Here is an 18,252-nt window from a genome sequence, read left to right on the forward strand (position 1 = left end):
CTACGGCCACCTGGTAGACACTGTCCATGGATCGTGAGAACTCCCTCCGCGAGCGGCTGGTCGACGTCGGCGTCGACCTGGTGATGACCGACGGCAGCGCATCACTGGGACTGCGCGAGATCGCCCGCCGGGCCGGTGTGTCCCACGGCGCGCCGCGCCGCTACTTCCCCACCCACCACGCGCTGCTCTCCGCGATCGCCCACCGGGGCTTCGCGGACCTCGGCGCCAGGTTCGCCGCGGCCCTGGCCTCGGCCGGCTCACCGCGCGAGCAGCTGGCGGCGATCGGGCGGGAGTACGTCGGGTACGCACTGGAGCACCGCGGCATGTTCGAACTGATGTTCCGGCACGACCTGCTGGACAGTGAGCGCAACGGCGAGCCGCAGACGGACCGGCCCCGGCTGCGGGAGTCCACCCGCCCGCTCTTCGAGGGCATGGTGGCACTGGTCGCCCAGTGCCAGGCCGGGTCCGCCCCGGCCGACGCCCCGTCGCCCGCCCCGTCGCCCGCCGTGGCGACGGCAGCGTTCTGGGCGAACCTGCACGGCATCGCCCAGCTCTGGACCTACGGCAGCCTGCAGCTCATCCTCGGCGCGGCCCCCGCGCCCACGCCCACGCCCACTGCCACTCCCACTGCCACTCCCGGCGACGACCACCTCGACCGGCTGATCGACGCCGCACTCGACGCCCACCTCGGCCCGGTGCGCCCATGACCCCCACCCCGCTGACTCCGAGCCCGCGCCTGGCGCTGCTGGTCAGCGTGGCGGGCGCGATGATCGTCGCGCTGGACGGCACCGTGCTGACCGTGGCGCAGCCCAGCCTGCAGCGCACCCTGGGCGCCGGCGTGACGCAGGTCCAGTGGACGAGCACCGGCTACCTGCTCGCGGTGGCCGCGCTGCTGGTCCTGGCCGGCCGACTGGGCGACCGGTACGGGCACCCGCGGCTGCTCGCCGTCGGCGTGCTCGGCTTCGGAGCCGCCTCGGCCGGCATCGTGCTCGCACCGGACATCGGCTGGGTCATCGTCCTGCGCACGGTGCAGGGCGCGTTCGGCGCACTGCTCCAGCCGGCCACGCTCGCCCTGCTGCGCCTCGGCTACCCGGCGGACCGGCTGGCCGGCCCGATCGCGATCCGCACCAGCGCGATCGGCCTGGCGGCCGCGGCCGGCCCGGTACTCGGCGGCGCCATCGTCACGCACCTGGGCTGGCGGGCGGTGTTCGTCCTCAACGTGCCGGTCGCGCTGGCCATCGCCGCCCTCGCCCTGCTGCTGCGCGCACCCGGGCCCGATGCACCACGGCAGGGCGCACCACGGCAGGGCGCCGAGCGCCTGGATCCGAGCGGCGCGCTGCTGCTCTCGGGCGCACTCGCGGTGCTGGTGGGCACGCTCTCCACCGTGCCCGGCCACGGCTGGACCGCACCGCCGACGCTGCTCGGCTTCACGGCCGCAGCGGCCGTCGCCATCGCCTTCGTGCTGCGGGAACGCCGCAGCGCGCACCCGCTGGTGCCGCCCGTGGTGGCACGCTCGGTCCCGGTGACGGCCTCGATGGCCCTCCTGCTGGCCACCAGCGCCGGGATGTTCGGCGCCCTCTTCACCGTCACCTTCTTCCTGCAGGACGTCCGCGGGCTCGACCCGCTCGCCAGCGGCCTGTACGGCCTGCCGCTGACCGCGCTGATGATCCTGGGCGCGCCCGTCGCCGGTGCGGCGCTGCGCCGCCACGGCCCGCGCCGCACCGCGCTCACCGGGATGACGCTCGTCGCCCTGGGCATCGCGACCCTCTCCCGGCTCACCCCGGCCGGCGGGTGGGCGCTCGGCGGCACGGCCTTCGCCGTCCTCGGCGCCGGGTACGCCGCCGTCATGGTCAGCGCCACCGGGACGGTGGTGGGCGAAGCCCCGCCCGGCTACGCGGGGGTGATCGGCGGGCTCAAGCAGACGGCCATGAACATCGGCCCCACCCTCGGGATCGCCATCGCCGCGAGCCTCATGTCGCCCCGGTCACCGGGCACCACCACCACCACCGCCCCGAGCGCCGCGGGCCTGCCACCCGCCCTACTGACCCTGGCCGCCGTCGCCGCCCTCGGCCTCCTCCCGGCCGCCCTGCTGCCCAACCGCCCGGCCACCGCCGACAGCCGCCGGCCCACCCCGGAGCCACCACGAACCACCGCCCCCGATCCGGCCTGAACGGCCTCGGTCGTTGCTTACGGCGGGGTGAGGCCGCGCAGCATGGCCCGGGTCTCCGGATCGGTGGAGTACAGCACGGTGCCGACCATGCCGCGGGTCAACAGGATCCGGTAGCTGTTGCGGATCATGCGATCGACATCCGCGTCGCTGACGCCCTTCCCGAACGCCGGGTCACGGGAGGCGGTGCGGTCGCAGAGCCACCGGTCGGTGCGCCACACCAGGTCAGGACCAAGGATGACCCCACTCCAGTCGAACTGGTGGCCCTGTGCCGTGTAGACGAGGCCGACCTGGCCGGATCCGGCCGGGTCGGTGGCCCACAGGCTCGACGGTGGGGCACCTGCGACGGCACGGTCACCGAACAGGCACCAGGGGCGCGCCCAGCCGTCGATCCGCACGTCCAGCGGAAGGGGGCCGTCCTGCGGCACTCCGGTCCGCGGCCAGCAGTAACCTGCCGTCATCCTGGCCGTGTAGCCCTCCGTCTGTCGTGCCGCCAGGAAAGCGTCGAGTTCCTCAGGGCTTTCGGCTACCCCGAGGACGACCTTCCCGTCTGGGTCCCAGCGGACCGGCCCACCGGCCGTCAGGCCCAGGAGACGCCCCACCCACTCCACGTACACATCACTTCCGCCGAATCGGAACTGCTCACCCAGTGCGACGACCCGGCAGTCCAGGCCCTGGGCCGCCGCTGCCGCCCTGATCAGCTCCACCCCGCCCACCTCACCGGGCTGGACGATCTGGTGCTCGTCCAGAAGGAAGACCGGCACGCGAGCCGCCTCGATCAGCTCGTCGATCTGCGGGCGGCCGGCGCGCTGATGGGCGGGCGCGAAACGGTTTGGTGAGGTCTCCCGGATCCGGTGGGCCTCGTCGCAGATCAGCACGTCCAGGCTGTTGGGTTCGCCGGCCGTGAAGCTGTTGAAGTACCGGAACAGGCTGCGGCTCTCGCGGCTACGGGCACCTGCCAGCTCGCGCAGCGCCTGAGTGAAGGAGCGCGAACCGGTCGCGTGCACCGCGGTGTTGCCACGGCGGTGCAGCTCCCCCAGGAGTGCGAGCGCGACGACGCTTTTGCCGGTCCCGGGCCCGCCGGTGATCACGATCACCTCCTTCTGCTCCGAACGCCGGGTGCGGCCGACTGCCTGCATGACCGTCTCGTACGCCAGTCGCTGCTGGCCCAGCAGGATGAACTGCCCCTGGCCACGAATGAGTTCGGCGGCGACGGCCATCAGCTGCCGAGGCGGCCGAATGTTCCCGGCCAGCAGCTGGTCGGCCGCCGGAGCGCCGGATTCCGGCCGCAGCCTGGCCCGCAGGAAGGCACGGAGGTCGCTGGACCTCTCGGCGGTGAACAGTCGGCCCTGCTCGCTCTGGCCCAGCTGGAGCAGACCTGAGACACCGAACTCGGTCGCGTTGTACAGATACGCCACCCCGCACACCCGCTCCGGGTGTGCGGCCACGGATTCGTTGATGGAGACCAGGTACTCGCAGTGCGAGCGCACCTGCTCGATCGGGTTCACGACAGCCCGGCCATACCCGTCGGCCCGGCAGAGTTCCGCACCGTCGTCCACGGGCTCCGCCGCGCTCCAGGCCTTGAGCTCGACCACGACGTACGAGGGTTCACCGGTGTCGGGGTGCACCCCGGCAAGCACGGCGTCCGCGGACCGACTGGTCAGTGGCAACCCGTACTCCAGGAGTACCTCCACCGCTCCCAGACCTGCCCGGACCAGCGCGTTCGCCAGTGCCGGCACGCTGCGCTCCCAGGAGTGGAGCGCAGCTTGGCTCGGCCGACGGCCGTGCGCCTGCAGGAATCGCTCCGCCAGCCGTAGCGCCAGGACGCCGCTCAGGGCCTGGTCGGCGATCACCGAGGCCGGTCCCCGCAGCAGCACGTTCGGCGACCCGTCGACGCCGACCGGTTCGACGGGTCCTTCGCCGCTGCCGGGTGAGGCCGCGGAGGTTCCGGTGACAGGTCCGAGAGGCTGCGAGGGTGCGGGGAACTCGTACACCGCCCCCCTCGCGGTGCGCAGCCGGACGGTTGCCTCGCCGACCCGCAGCGTGCGGACATCCCCTTCGGCGACCGTCACGGTGCGGACCCGGCCAGGCGCACCATCGGCCGGCAACAGGTCCAGGACGCGGGGATGCGTGTCGGGCACCATCATCACGGGCGCCCCGGCGGTGGCCGGGCCGAGGTGGAGAAGACGGCCCTCGCGCGACACCGGCAAGGCCACGTCGGGCAGCAGGTCGGCCACCAGGGCGACGTCCGCACTGCTGATCCGCTCAGGTGCCCGGGGCTGCTCCAGCTTCAGTTCCGGCAGCCGTTGCCCGGCCGCGGTGACGAGCTGCCAGGCGGTGACGCTCTCCTTGGCGGCAGCGGGAAGCCGCTGCCAGGCGCCGGCCAGCCAGTCGCCGACGCCGTCGCGTCCCTCGTCGACCAAGGCACGCAGGGCCGGCCGAAGCGCCTCCTCCAGGGCCGTCGTCTGCTCCGAACCCGCGCAGACGACGATCCAGTTGACCCGCTCCTCCAGGAGGAGCGCCGGGGAGAGCGCGACGTGTGTCTCGGCTATCAGGCCGCCGACCGTGCGGATCGGGTCGTCGGGGCGGCTCTCCGCCAGCTTCCGGGCGAGCTCGTCGCGCAGTTCGGCCAGCACCTCGGGGCGCAGCGCCATCGCGGTGCGGGTGCGGGCCCCGGCCCAGGGACTGAACCACAGGTCGGCCTCGTCGCCCGCATCCAGGTACGGGAAGACCCGCAACCGCACCGCGCGGATCAGCTCGGGTTCGATCCGGGTCGCCACACTGAGCGCCACGGCCAGCTGCCGAGCTCCTCCGGTCAGTGCGGGAAGCTCGGGTCGCCGGCGGCGGACCGGGGTCGACGACGCCGGGTTCGGCTGCTCCGAGCGCCATCGGAGGACCGCTGCGGCCTGCGTGCCACCCACGTCACGAGCGGGCCCACCGGTTCTCCCGTCGGCCTGCACGGGCAGCAGACCGGGCAGGCCGGCCCCCGCCTGCGCGAAAGCACGGGCCTCGGCTTCGTCGCGGGGCGGCAGCATGGAGGCGAGGCAGGAACGGACGGCCTGCGACACCCGCGGGTCCAGTCCAGCGGCTTCCTGCACGGCCTCAGCAGCGAGCACGAACAGCTCCACACGGCGGCTGCGCGGCAGCGAGCCGTCACCCCGCTCCAGCAGGCCGCGCACCAGCGCCGCCGCTTCGCTCGGCCGGGCGAGCGCCACCGCGTTGCGCACGACGTCCCGCCACTCGGGGTTCAGTGCGTGACGCACCAGGAGATCGAAGTCCCGGTCAGCCAGCACCGCCTGAGCCGCGAGGTAGTCCCGGATGGCTCGATGCACGAAGCTGACACGCCCAGCGGCCGGCTCCCAGAGAGCCCCGGTGACGACCAGGAAGTGCCGGAAGACCTCCTCCCGGCCTTCCGCCGCGGTAGCGTCCCGCAGCATGGGCAGCGCCTTCGACCCCAGGGCGACCGCCGTAGCGACATCCATCTCGCTCTGCGCGTTGCGGACTTGCCAGTACGCCAGGCGCTGGAGGACGGCGGTCTGCTCCTGCCGGGAAAGGCGCGACGACTCGCTCGGCTCGCTCGTCCGTTCCGGGTCGCGGCGGGAGAGCAGTCCGGTCAGGACGGCGGTGTACAGCCCGGTGCGGGCTGCGGGCAACTGCCCGGAGCGGTTCAACTCACAGATCAGCGCGCACAGGAGCGGGCTGGTGGCGAGGTCGGCCAGGTCCCCGCGGACCCTGAGCGCCGCTATCAGCTCCTCGGCCTGGTCCGGAAGCCGGTCGTCGCCGGGATCGCCGATCCGCGCCGAGCGGTGCCAACGCCGGATGAAACCAGCGACGGCCTCCTCGTCCATCGGACCCAGGGACAGGTCGGTGAACCCGGCCGGGACCAGCGAGTCGGCGGGGACGGCGGCGGGGCGGCTGGTGACCAGCCACAGGGCCTCCGGGAGGGCGGCCACCAGCCGCTCGAGCCACACGCCGACCATGTCGCGGTCCTCGTCCGGGACTTCGTCGACCCCGTCGACCAGGATCAGGCCGCGCCTCTGGGCAAGCACCCGCTGCACCCAGCCCGTCGGCTGCGTGCCCGCCAGCGCGGAACCGGCAGCCGCGAGGAATTCCTCAGGGGCGGGAAGCTCACGATGCCGTGCGCGAAGCGCCCGCACGGGCAGCACGAAGGGAACGCGGTCCTGGAGGAATCCGGGACCGCGACCCTCTGCAGCCGCCGCGGCGGCTGCAGCCAGCCAGGTCACCGAGGCGCTCTTCCCGGCGCCGGCGGGTCCGCGCAGCAGAACCCGTGGACTGGTGGCGAGGACCTCCTCCAAGGCCATGGTGGCCGCGCCCGCCCCGCTCTGGTCACCGCGCACGACGACGGCCCGGCTGATGTAGCCGAGATCGAGCGGTGGCTCGGTGGGTCGCCCCGCATCCTGCCCGGCACCGACGAGCGTGATCCGCTGGTACCTCCGGATCGACTCGGCGAGGTAGCGCCGCTCGAAGGCTTCGTCCTCGTCCATGCCCGCACGCGTGCGGGTGGTCAGTGCCCGCAGCCGCTCCACCTCGGTCGCGAGCGTGCTGCACTTCGGCAGCACCCGTTGCAGCCACGGTGATTTCTGCACGACGGCATGGAGGAGATGGAGGCACAAGCCGTCAAGGATCCCGCGGTACACCACGAACAGCCGTCGAGGCATCCTGGCCAGGCCCGGGGCGCAGGCGCGGTGCAGCTGGTCGGCGGTGCTCCCCCAGCCGGCCACGGCCGCGTCAAAGGCGGTCCACTCGAAGGCCGGCAGTGACGCGAGCGCGTGGACCAGGCTGTCGGTGATCAGCCGGCGCTCCGCCCCGGAGAACGCCTCGGCCTCGCTTCGCAACCAGCCCCGGACCAGCGCCGCGCAGGCCGCCCTGACCCCCGGGCCCGGCCCCTGGTCGGCCGGTGTGTCGTACGAGACGAGGTCCGACAGTCGCACGGTGCTCCCGCGCCACTGCGGTGTCGTGCCGAAGAGCAGCCCGGCCAGGGCCTCGGCCGCGGTTGACGGGAAACGCGCTTCGACGTCTCGGAACCCCACGGTCGCCTCCCCCTCCCGCTCGGCACCGCCGCCGGCCGGCACCCGCCATGATAGGTGCGGAGCAGGTCGGGCAGGCGGGGCCGTTCGCCGTTCCAGCTCTTTGCCCAACGCCCTGGTCGTCCGCCAGAATCATCCCGTGGAAGCACCTGGGGGGTTCTCGCCGATAGCGCTGGTCTGGCGCCGTCAGAACGTCTGGTCACAGGCTGCCGTGGCGCAGAAGCGCTCGATAGGACGCAGCCGGAGCCTGGCTCTGGCGTTCGGCATCGCGACGGCCGTGCTGGGCACCCTGGCGTCCCAGCTGATGGACGTCTCGCAGCTGACCGGCCGCCTGCTCGCCGTCGCCGCCGCGCTCACGGGTGCCGCCGTCCCGCTGGCGGCCGGTCGCGGAGATGCCCAGGCCACCCAGGACTGGATCCGGCTCCGGGCGGTCTCCGAATCCCTCAAGTCGGAGGCCTACACCTACCTCGCCGGGGTCACGCCGTACCGCGATGCCGGGGCCGAGCTCAGACTGCGCGAGCGGCTGGCCGAACTGGAGCTGGACGCCGTCGACCTGGCACGGCACACCACTGGCCTCCAGCCCGTCGAGCGGGGACTCCCGCGGGTGCGGGACTTCGAGAGCTACCTGACCAACCGGGTCGACCAGCAGATCCAGGGCTACTACCGCCCGCAGGCGCTGCGCATGCACGACCGTCTCGTCCGGGTACGTCGGGCGGAGGTCGGGCTGAGCCTCCTCAGTGCGGGGCTCGGGAGCCTGGCAGCCGTCTCCGCGATCCAGCAGGTGAGCGGCTGGATCGCGGTGGTCGCCACGGCGTCGACCGCGGTCGCCGCCCACGCCGCCTCGGCCAAGTTCGCGTACCAGGAACTGGAGTACGCCCGGACGGCGAGTGAGCTGGCAGCCCTCCTGGTGCGCTGGGGGACACCGGAGACCCCCACCGAGGGTGCGGAGGACGACTTCGTCGCCAGGTGCGAGCAGATCATCTCGGTGCAGAACGACGCCTGGATGGTCAAATGGACCACGGCATAGGTGCCGGCCCGTTATGGCGCAGATCTTCATCAGCCACAGTTCCAAGGGGGATCCACTCGCCGGGCGGCTGCGGGATCGCCTCGTCGAAGGGCTCAGGGCGAGGAATCACGACGTCAGGGTCGACGTGGAGGCGCTCCGTCCGGGGCAGGACTGGTGTCCCGTCCTCTACACGTGGCTGGCCGAATGCGATGCGGCGATCATCCTCTTCAACGAAGCGGCCCTCGACTCGCACTGGGTGATGCGCGAGGTCAACATCCTGATGTGGCGACGCGCGCTCAACCCCTCGCTCCTGGTGGTCCCGGTCCTGGTCGGTGACGTGACGTCGAATGACCTGCGGGACAAGGGGTTCACGGACGTCCTGCCGGTGCAGGTCGCCCGACTGGCACCGGGCGCCTGCCAGGACGACGACCTGGGCCGGCTCGCCGACTCGGTCCTACGGGAGTTCGCGGACCTGCCGGACCTGCGCGCGGGCGAGGACCACATGCGCAGCTGGATCTCGAAGATCGCCACCTACCTGAAGCAGACCGCCGACCAGGGTGTCCTGACCGAAGTGGCGCGGGCGCTCGGTGTGCCGGAGGCCGACCTGGGAAACGTGAACGCCCTCGCGGGAGGTTGCACCTTCCTGGCCCACCAACTGCTCGGCACCTCGAACAGTGCCGGCCTCAGGCGGGCGATCAACGCGATCGCCCCGCACATCGATCCGGGCAAGCTCGGCCAGCTGGTCGCCCAGATCACGCCGACCTGGATCAACGCGGAGGCCGCCCGGCGGATCATCCCGCCCCCGGCGCAGTCCGAGCGGCGAGCCGTTCTCCTCAACGCCTGCGAACAGACGACCGCCGGACAGTACGTCGACCGTGCGATGTGCCTGCAGTTCCACCTCTACCACTTCGAAGCCGCAGGCGGCATACCCCTGGGCGAGGACACGGCAGCGGAGCTCCTCGATCAGTGCGTCGAATCCGTGCGCGGACTGATCAGATTCCCCCCGACCGCTCGGCCCGCACAGTTCAGGCCGCGGGCCGAAGAGCTGCACTGCCTCTCGATCGACGTCAGCGCGGTCCGCCCGGCAGTCGTCGCCGAGGTCCTCCAACGGTTGCACGACCTCTTTCCCTGGCTCCTGATCATCCTGCTGACCGGTGACTCCGTCCCGGACGCCGCGACCGTCGGTGAGTGGAAGGTCGACGACCTCGTCGTCCTCTCCCCGCTCCTCGCGGAAGAAGCCGAGTTCGGCGGCTACCAGCTGACCCAGGACCTCAAGAACCTGCTCAATCGACTGAACGGCCAATGGAGGTAAGTAAGTTGGACACCGATGGTGCTGCGGTGGGAACACCATCGCCATGGCCGGCCGACTCCCCCGACCGTCGGGACGGCCTGGTCTACGTCATGCCCGACGAGGTCGGGCTGGCCATCGACGTGGCCCTCGCCACCAAGCGCCCGCTGCTGCTCCGCGGCGAGCCCGGGTGCGGGAAGTCCTCCCTCGCCGCCTACGTCGCACGTATCCGCGGGTGGCGCTACTACGAGCACGTGGTCACCTCCCGTACCAAGGGGGGAGATCTGCTGTGGACCTACGACCACATCCGACGGCTGAGCGACGCCCAGGTACGGGAGAAGGGGACCGCCCTGACCGACGACGACTACGTGACCCCCGGGCCACTGTGGTGGGCGCTCGACCCCGCCTCGGCCGCCGTAGGCCCGAAGGCCGGGGCCAGGCGGACTGATCCCTGGCACGAGGTCAACGAGAACCGCTCGCCCAGCGGCGCCGTCGTGCTCATCGACGAGATCGACAAGGCCGACCCGGACATGCCCAACAGTCTTCTGGTGCCCTTGGGTTCGCGTCAGTTCACGGTGTCGGAGACCGGGCAGAAGGTCGGCAGGAAGACCGCGGGCGAGGGCTCGGCCCCTTCGTCGGGCTCCCCTCTGGTGATCATCACGACGAACGAGGAGCGTGAGTTGCCCCAGGCCTTCCTCCGCCGCTGTGTGGTCGCCTCCCTTCCCGAGCCGGATGTGGAGCGTCTGGTCGAGATCGCCGCCGCGCACTACCGCGGCGAGGGCACACCGTTCGGACCTGCCGACGAACGCCTGGCACTGGAGCTGGCCCAGGAGCTCGACCGGGCCCGGTCGGAGGCCCGCCGAACGGCGGTGCGCACACCGAGCACCGCCGAGTACCTGGACGCCCTGCGGGCCTGCACGGCACTGGGGATCGACACCGAGGACAGCCGCTGGTCGATGCTGAAGAGCCTGACCCTGATCAAGCCCCAGCAGCCGGAGCTGTGACCCGGTGGCCGGTGACATCTGGCTGGGCGACCTCGTCAGGGCGTTCGCATCAGCCGGCGCCGAGGACACTGCCGCGCAGCGGGCCGTGGCCGGACTGCTGGGGTTCTCGCAACGAGTGCCGGAAGCCGCGGAGCAGGAGGTCAAGGGAATCGGCAGCCCAGGTGGCCGACTCGCCGAGCCGTCCGCAGAGCGCACCAGGACGCCCGCTCCCGTCCGTGCGGCATCTCCGGCGCAGAGCGGCGGCACGGTCGCGTCCACGGCGCCATCTGCCCCGCTGCTGCTCACGCCCGTCGCGCAAGAGCCGGTCGTCCTGCCCGACTGGAGTGTTCCTTCCCTGCCGGCCGCTGCCCCTCGCGGTCCCGATGCCGCCGGCCCGCGCAATCTGCCGTTGCTGGCCCCACGCTCGACCTCCGCGGTCCTGCAGGCCGCGCTGTCGCGGGCGGCTTGGGAGGGCGAGCTGGACATCGCGAGGACGGTTCATCGGCTCGCCACCGGGCGACCCCTGGCACAGGTGCCCCGGCACGGGGTGCCCACCCTGCGGTTCGGCGTTCAGGTGCTGGTGGATCTCGGGCTCGGCATGGAACCGTTCCACCGCGACCAGCAGGAACTGATCGGTCAAGTGCGCAACACGGTCGGCCGTGAACGGACCGAGATCCGCTACTTCGAGCACTCCCCACTGCGCGGTGCCGGGGCCGGGGCGCGGCTCTCCTGGGAGGAGTACTCACCGCCGCCCCGTGGCACTCGCGTCCTCGTCCTCAGTGACCTGGGGCTGGGCGGACCCGCTCTGGACCGCCACCGCAGCACGCCCGGGGAGTGGCAGGCGCTGGCTGCGCGGCTGGCGCGCGCCGGGTGCACCGCCGTGGGGTTCATTCCCTATCCCCCCGGGCGGTGGCCACGCTGGGCGAGCGAGGTGATGGAACTCGTCCACTGGGACCGCCGCACGACGGTGGGCCGGGTCGGACGCCGACGCCGGCCGACCCGGCCACCCGGCGAGTGATCAGCACACCGCCAGGTAGCGCTGATCGGGTGCGTAGGAGAGCCAGTCCGAGCGGGGAAACCGCTGGTCGGCCAAGGAGCACAGGGAGTCCTTCCACGCTGCCGGGTCGACCACCGCGGTCAGGATCCCGCCCGGGCCCACGGCCACGGCGTACCTGCCGTCGGACGTCAGCCGCGCGGTCGACCCCGCGCCCACGCGTGCGATGACCGGGCCGACCACGGCCCGGTGCAGCAGGTCCAGCACCAGAACGCCACCGCCGTCCGCCGTGGCAGCCAGGGTGACGACCGCGACTCCGTCGACGCCGGACAGCTGAACCGCGCCGATCGGGGAACCCACGTCGAACGGGGTACCGGTGCTCTGGTGGGTCGCCGCGTTCCAGATCAACAGGGACTGCCCGGAATCCGAGGCGGCCGCCAGGGTCCGGCCGTCCGGGCTGAAGGCAACGGTCTGCGAGGCACCCTGGAACGACCAGAGGACCCTGCCGGTCGTGGTGTCCCACTGGCGCAGCGTGTGCTCGACATCCACGGTGACCAGCGAGCGGCCGTCGGGGCTCAGGGCCACAGCCTCGATGTGCCCGGAGCCCTCGGGGCCGAACTCCTGGACCACCCGTCCTGTGGACAGGTCCCAGGCGTAGACCGTCATCGCCTGGGACAGCCCGAGGTACAGGCGTCGGCCGTCGGGCGCGAAGGCCAGGCCGCTGGTCCATTCCTTCGCATCGGGTGGGCTCGGACTGTTCAGGAGCACGGTGCGCTTGCCGTCGGCCACCGAGAACAGTTCGACCACCGTTCGCACAGCCTCGCCCTGGCCGGTCGACACGCCGGTGCCGAGCGTCTCGCTCACCGCCAGACGGCTGCCGTCAGGACTGTAGACGACACCGTTTCCCGTACCGGTGAGCCCAATGGTCGTGCCGGCGGCGCCAGTACGGGTACTGAACAACCGCACGGTGCCACTGTCCACCGCCGCCACGGTCTTTCCGTCGGGGCTCACGGCGGAGTAGCGGACCGCGCTCAGGTCGCCGTCCGGGATCTGGGAGACGAGACGGCCGTCGGGGCCGCGGTCCCAGACGGCGACGGCCGCGGTCGCGGTGACGGTGGCCGCCGTGCGACCGTCGCGGGTGTAGGCGATCTGGTTGTCGTCCGCCTCCAGCCTGCCCCGGGAGGCGGACCAGACGCCGCTGCCCCGCTCGCCGCCCGTACTGAGCAGCATGCCGTAGGTCGGGGTGAGGTCCGCCAGAGTGGCGAGTTGTTCGTCGCTGCTGGAACCGGTGACAGAGAGGCCCTGCTGCGTCAGCTGGGCCGCGGTGACGTCGCCGAGCTTGCGGCGGCCCGGTAGGTCCCACACCTCGTACGTCAGCCGGGTACCGCCGGTCAGCAGCGCGCGGGTTCCGTCGTCGGACACCGCCTGCAGGCTCATTCCCTGTTCCGGGATCCACGGCTCGCCCCTGCCATCGGCGGGCAGGGCCGCTGCGGTGCTGTCGGCCAGGGCGATCAGCGGCTCGTCGTCGGCCTCCCAGCCCATCAGGGTGGGATTGCCCGTGATGCGGACGTCAAGGGAGGCAAGGCCGGACTGGGCGTCACGCAGCCACGTCCCACCGTCCTGCTGGCACCACATCTCCTTGCCCGAAGGGCTCAACGACAAGGTGGCGCAGGAGCTCTGGGACAGCTCGCGCCGATTAAGGACGTTCCAGATCTGCGCCACGGTGCCGAACGATCCGACCAGGGTCCGGCCATCGGGGCTCAGACCGCCGAACCAGGATCCGACCAGCCCGGCGCCCAGCAGGTCGAAGGAGCCTGCCACACGCATCGTCGTCGTGTCGGTCACCGTGATCCGCGCGCCGTCCAGCAGTGCCACCCACCGGCCGTCCGTGCTCAGCCCGTGCTCGCCCTGGACCGGGAGGACGCCGCGCAGGGTGGCGCGCAGCCGCCAGCCACGGGTGTCCCAGAGCTGTGTCGTACCGTCCGAGCTTTCCACGGCGAGGACCGAGCCGTTGACGCTGAAGACCAGCCTGGCCGCTCCGGCGCCTGGAGTGCCCGTGCCGGGCAGGACTTCCACCGCGTGGTTGAAGTGCATCAGCCGGTCGGCCATCGCGCTGCGCGCCTCAGCCGTGTCGGACTCCGTGTACGCGGCCGCGGCGAGCAGCGAGGAGGTGTCGAGGTGTCCGGCGGCCTCGTTCTGCGCAGCAGCCGCGAGCGTGCGGGAGAGGGTCTGGCGCTGGGCGGTCTGTGCCCCGGCCTGGACTGCGACCACCAGCGAGGCGAGGCCCGCGAGCGCGAGCAGGACCGCCGCCGCCCCGGTCCTGAACCGAATACCGCGCCGGCGCAGGGCGGCGCGACTAGCGTCGATGAACGCATGCTGCGCATCGGTCAGTGCGGCGCGGAACGAGGAGTCGCTCGGCACGTAGTCCCGCAACCACTGCGCCGAGCGGAGTTCGTCCGCACGGAGCAGGAAGCCTTCACTGCGTCCGCTCTGCTGCCAGTCATGGGCCTGCAGGCCCAGCCGGGTGTGGCCCGCCACCCAGCGGTGTTCCTGCGCGACAAAGGAGACGACACGGCGCACGTCATCCTCGAACCGGTCCGGTTCGGACATGTCCAGTCGCTGGAACTCGGTCAGCTCGTCCCAGCCCGCGTCGCGCAGCACGGCCGTGGTGCCGGAGGCCAGGTCCGCCTCGATGACCACCGGGAGGATGCGCTTGCGCAGTTCGATCGCCTGGCGGCATTCGTCCCAGCAGTACGGTGAGGCGAGGGAGCTACGGCTGACCAGGACGATCAGGGCATCCGACTCCCGAATGCCGTCGGCGATCGACTGGCGCCACTTCTCGGACGGTTTGATCGCCTGCCAGTCGACCCACACCTCGCGCACCTGGCCCTGGATGGCAGAAGTGAGCGCGCGAGCGAAGTCGGCGTCGTTGCGCGAGTAACTGAGAAAGACCTTCCCACCGTTGCTCTCCTCCTCGGCCGTGAACGGTTCGCGGGTCGCACGGCCGGCGGCCTGCTTCGCGCCGACTGCGACCAGCGCGACGACCAGCCCGGCGCCGGCCGGGAGCAACGGCCAGTACGGCTGCTCGACGGAGGGGCCGAACAGGCTTGTGTGGAGCTGCCCGTCGAGCCAGCCGTAGACCCCGGCAACCGAGCGCCAGCGCGGGCTGAACCGCTGCTCCCCGTAGGCGATCGGCAGGGTGCCACGGCGAACGGCCCAGGCGAACAGGCCGAAGCCCGCGGCGCTGGCGAGCGCACTGAGCACGATGAGCCGCTCCGGTGTGCTGGACCGTGGCGCCTCCTGCGCCCCGCCTCCGAGGTCTGCCCGGAGAGCGTGCGCGGCCAGACCGCCAAGGCACGACAGGACAACGGCGACGAGGTACGCCAACCGGTAGTGCGGGGAGAGCGGTTGGGCCAGGTGGATGGCGAGCGCCGTGGCTGAGACGGTCTGGACGGCCAGGAAGCAGCTTGCCGGGACGCGGAGTTGCTTCGGCGACCAGGAGAACCGGAGGTCTTTCGAAGCACGGTGGCGCAGCACGAACCCGAGGCTCACGAGCAGCGGACTGAAGGCCAGGCTCGGGACCACCAGCGCGGCAAGCGACAGGACCGGCCCGAAGAACGGGTAGCAGACCAGCCAGGACAGGCCACAGGCCGCCCACCATGCCGCGTGCCGGTTCCAACGGACACCGGCAGGCTGAGCCCACAGGTTGCCGACCGCCCGCACCGCAGCGGACACCCCCCGTGCCATGTGATTCTCCGATCGCAGTCGGAGGGAATCATAGGCGGGCGAGCGCTGGCCTGCCCGGTAGTCCTCAGCGGGATCGGTGCGCTCAACGGGCGCCGGGGTCGCTGGTCAGTCCGTCGGCCGCTCAGGCCGCCGGGCGGCGCCGGAGGTCGAGTGGGCCCAGGGAGCGGACCAGGCGGGCTCGGCGGTCGGGGAGGTCCAGGGCCAGGACCCGGATGAACCAGCCGTGGCGGGCGGTGAGCGGCACGGTGCGCGGGTCGGCCAGCAGGGCGCGCGAACCGATGGTCCAGGTCATCGTCGGCGCCCGGCAGCCGCCCTCGCGCAGGCGGGCCGCCTGGGAGAGCCGGTTGAACCAGTGCGGGACTGCATCGAAGACGAAGGTCGCGCCGGGCAGCCGGGCGGCGCAGCGCGCGACCAGCGCGTGCACCTCCTCCGGTGGCAGGTACATCAGCAGGCCCTGGGCGGTGATCAGCACGCGCTGGGCCGGGTCGACCTCGTCCAGCCAGCCCGGGTCGGTGGCGGAGGCGGCCAGCGACCGGTGCCGCGGGGCGGCCGGCAGCAGGCGCTCGCGCAATTCGACGGACTCGGGCAGGTCGACGCCCAGCCAGCGGGCCCGGCCGTTGTCGACCCGCCAGTACTGGGTGTCCAGTCCCTCGCCGAGGCAGACCACGGTGCCGCGCGGGTCCCGTCGCAGGAAGTCGGCCACCTCGCGGTCGAAGGCGGCGGTCCGCAGCGCCTGGAGCCGGGCGAGCGCGGGCACGACCCGGCCGAACCGGGCCTCGAAGGGGAAGTCGTGACGGTCGACCAGCTCCACGGCCTTCGGGTCGCGCAGCACGGTGTCGGGTCTGCGGGCCTCGGCGGCGCGGTGGTAGAGCGTGCACAGAGCCGTCTCGGGCACCGGGCGCAGCGCGGACCCGGCACGGCCTTCGGGGTCGGACGGGGCGGTCGACACCTTACACTCCTCGGATCGGCGGCCCACCCGGATCGGCGGCCGGCCCGGTCATTCTGACACCGGGTCAGCCGGCGCTCCTCCCCCGCCCCCGCCCCGCGGGCCGAGACCCCGGCCACCCAGTCCCGGCCCAGACCCCGGCCTCAGCCGATGCTGAACGCCCCGGCCGGCGGGGGCGGCGAGGGGTGCGCCTGCTCGTCCGACACGGCGGTGGCCGTGCCGATCAGCCGGCGCAGCTCGGGGCCGCTGGTCAGCCGGGCCGGGAACGGGTCGCCGGCCAGCCGCCTGGTCAGCGCCTCGACGGGCAGTGGCGCAGGCGAGCCGATCAGCAGCAGGTTGCCGTAGCGGCGGCCCCTCAGCACCGAGGGCTCGGCGACCAGGCAGCTGTGCTCGAAGACCCCGCGCACGGTGGCGGCCTGGGCCCTGGCGAAGTCGAGCGGGGCGCTGTCGGCGAGGTTGGCGACGTAGCAGCCGGTGGGACGCAGTACGGCCGCGGCGAGCTCGACGAACTCCGTGCTGGTGAGGTGCGCGGGGGTGCGCGAGCCCTGGAAGACGTCGGCGATCACCAGGTCCAGCGAGCGCGGCGCGGTGTGCGCCAGGACCTCGCGGGCGTCGGCGACGGTCACCTCGATGCCCGGATCGGTCCACGGCAGTACCTCGCGGACCAGCTCGACCAGCGGCCCGTCCGCCTCGGCCACCCGCTGGTGCGAACCGGGGCGGGTGGCGGCGAGGTAGCGCGGCAGGGTCAGCGCGCCGCCGCCCAGGTGCAGCACGGTAAGGGCCCGGCCCTCGGGTGCGAGGGTGTCGGCGAGGTGGCCCAGGCGGCGGGTGTACTCGAATTCGAGGTGGGTCGGCTCGGCGAGGTCGACGTAGGACTGCGGGGTGCCGTCCAGCGTGAGCAGCCAGGCGTCGGCGCTGTCGAGGTCGGGCATCAGCTTCGCCGTGCCGAAGGCGACCGCGCGCTGCACCGGCAGCGGCTCGCTCCCCCCGGCCGACGGATCGGCCGACGCCCCGGCCGAGGGATCAGCCGACGGATCAGCCGACGAGCCGCCCGCCGGGTCGCCCGGCACTGCGGTCACTGATACGCCTTCAGCCAGCGGTCCAGCTCGGCGAAGACCTCCGTGCGGACCTCGGGCGCGGAGAGCACGAGGTCGTGCATGCCGCCCTCGATCCGCACGATCGTCACCAGCGGCCCCAGGCGCGGGCCGAGGGCGGCGATGTCGTCGGCGCGCAGCACGGCGTCGCGCCGGTGCAGGTCGGGGTGCCACTTGCTGGTGGAGATGCTGCCGGTGGAGGCCATCAGCAGCACCGGGCAGTCGATGCGCAGGCCGCGCCGGACCTGGCGGTGGCCGTGCTGGATGGCCGCCAGCCAGCCGGCGTACATCGGGAAGCCCTCGGCGGGCTTGAGGGTCAGGTCGAAGTCCCAGCTGCCGCGGTGGTCGCGGTGCAGGCTGTGCACGTAGTGCGGGTTGAGCGGGGCGGGCAGCTTGCGGGTGGCGGCGAGCCGCCCGAGCGCGCCGACGGCCGGGGCGCCGAGCGTGCGGACCGCGGGGTTGGTGGGCATCGCGAGGAAGGGGCTGTTGAGGACGAGCCCGTCGACCAGCCCCCGCCCGGCCCGGCGGGAGGTCCACAGCGCGGCGATCAGACCACCGGTGGAGTGGCCGTTGACCAGCAGCTCGGTGTGGCCGTCCTGCTCGCGGATGATCCGGACGGCCGCGTCGAGTTCCTCGTCGTAGGCGGTCAGGTCGCGGATGAAGTTCGGCGACTGGTGCGGTCGCAGCGAGCGGCCGTACTTGCGCAGGTCCAGGGCGTAGAACGAGTAGCCGAGGGCGGCGTAGTGGTCGGCCAGATGGGTCTGGAAGAAGTAGTCCACGTAGCCGTGCAGGTAGAGCACCGCGCGGCGGGGGCCGCCGTCGGGCTGCGGGGTCAGGCGGCGGACCAGCGTGGCACCGACCGGCCCCTCGTCGTCGGGGCGAAGCTCCAGGTCGGCGGCTTCGTAGGGGGCGCCCAGGATGTCGGTTCGGAATTCCACAGCGCCGACTGTACTGGGTGCGCCGCCGCCCGGCCGGTCGC

At 72.6% G+C, this 18,252-nt stretch carries 11 protein-coding genes; 6 read left to right on the forward strand and 5 right to left on the reverse strand.

What is annotated here, in order from left to right; all coding sequences use genetic code 11:
- Positions 1–26: 26 nt before the first annotated feature.
- A complete protein-coding gene (locus OG500_RS06595; protein WP_329577626.1) occupies positions 27–707 on the forward strand; it encodes a TetR/AcrR family transcriptional regulator in 681 nt (226 codons plus the stop codon).
- Complete coding sequence (locus OG500_RS06600) at positions 704–2,170, forward strand: MFS transporter (RefSeq protein ID WP_327065446.1); 1,467 nt, start codon at positions 704–706, stop codon at positions 2,168–2,170. Before OG500_RS06595 ends, OG500_RS06600 begins: the two co-directional genes overlap by 4 nt.
- A gap of 17 nt (positions 2,171–2,187) precedes the next feature.
- Here OG500_RS06600 and OG500_RS06605 read toward each other — a convergent pair whose 3' ends face one another.
- Positions 2,188–7,218 (reverse strand): DNA/RNA helicase domain-containing protein, encoded by a 5,031-nt coding sequence (locus tag OG500_RS06605; RefSeq protein WP_329577631.1) that lies wholly within the window; start codon positions 7,216–7,218, stop codon positions 2,188–2,190.
- A 136-nt stretch (positions 7,219–7,354) separates the two neighbouring features.
- Between OG500_RS06605 and OG500_RS06610 the strand changes: the two genes are divergently transcribed.
- The 4 genes from OG500_RS06610 to OG500_RS06625 are packed head-to-tail and all read left to right on the forward strand — an operon-like array spanning position 7,355 to position 11,510.
- The gene (locus tag OG500_RS06610) at positions 7,355–8,242 is read left to right on the forward strand and encodes a DUF4231 domain-containing protein (protein ID WP_329577635.1); all 888 of its coding nucleotides are present in this window, start codon (positions 7,355–7,357) and stop codon (positions 8,240–8,242) included.
- Positions 8,243–8,255: 13 nt separating this feature from the next.
- A complete protein-coding gene (locus OG500_RS06615; RefSeq protein ID WP_329577638.1) occupies positions 8,256–9,533 on the forward strand; it encodes a toll/interleukin-1 receptor domain-containing protein in 1,278 nt (425 codons plus the stop codon).
- Between the two features lie 26 nt (positions 9,534–9,559).
- Positions 9,560–10,513, forward strand: a complete 954-nt coding sequence (locus tag OG500_RS06620) for an AAA family ATPase (protein ID WP_327065450.1) — start codon at positions 9,560–9,562, stop codon at positions 10,511–10,513.
- A gap of 4 nt (positions 10,514–10,517) precedes the next feature.
- Positions 10,518–11,510 (forward strand): hypothetical protein, encoded by a 993-nt coding sequence (locus OG500_RS06625; RefSeq protein ID WP_329577641.1) that lies wholly within the window; start codon positions 10,518–10,520, stop codon positions 11,508–11,510.
- On the opposite strand, the gene OG500_RS06630 is transcribed toward OG500_RS06625, so the two are convergent.
- The 4 genes from OG500_RS06630 to OG500_RS06645 all read right to left on the reverse strand — a co-directional run bounded on the left by OG500_RS06630 (position 11,511) and on the right by OG500_RS06645 (position 18,211).
- Positions 11,511–15,233, reverse strand: coding sequence for a TIR domain-containing protein (locus OG500_RS06630; RefSeq protein WP_327065452.1), 3,723 nt, complete (start codon positions 15,231–15,233; stop codon positions 11,511–11,513). It abuts the gene before it with no gap.
- Between the two features lie 121 nt (positions 15,234–15,354).
- On the reverse strand, positions 15,355–16,182 hold the full coding sequence (locus OG500_RS06635; protein WP_329577646.1) for a class I SAM-dependent methyltransferase: 828 nt from the start codon (positions 16,180–16,182) through the stop codon (positions 15,355–15,357).
- A 140-nt stretch (positions 16,183–16,322) separates the two neighbouring features.
- Complete coding sequence (locus OG500_RS06640; protein ID WP_327071459.1) at positions 16,323–17,111, reverse strand: spermidine synthase; 789 nt, start codon at positions 17,109–17,111, stop codon at positions 16,323–16,325.
- A gap of 143 nt (positions 17,112–17,254) precedes the next feature.
- Positions 17,255–18,211: an alpha/beta hydrolase gene (locus tag OG500_RS06645; protein ID WP_327065454.1), complete on the reverse strand. Its 957-nt coding sequence runs from the start codon at positions 18,209–18,211 to the stop codon at positions 17,255–17,257.
- Positions 18,212–18,252: the final 41 nt, after the last annotated feature.

Origin of the sequence: Kitasatospora sp. NBC_01250, from assembly GCF_036226465.1 — a bacterium.
Lineage (GTDB): Bacteria > Actinomycetota > Actinomycetes > Streptomycetales > Streptomycetaceae > Kitasatospora.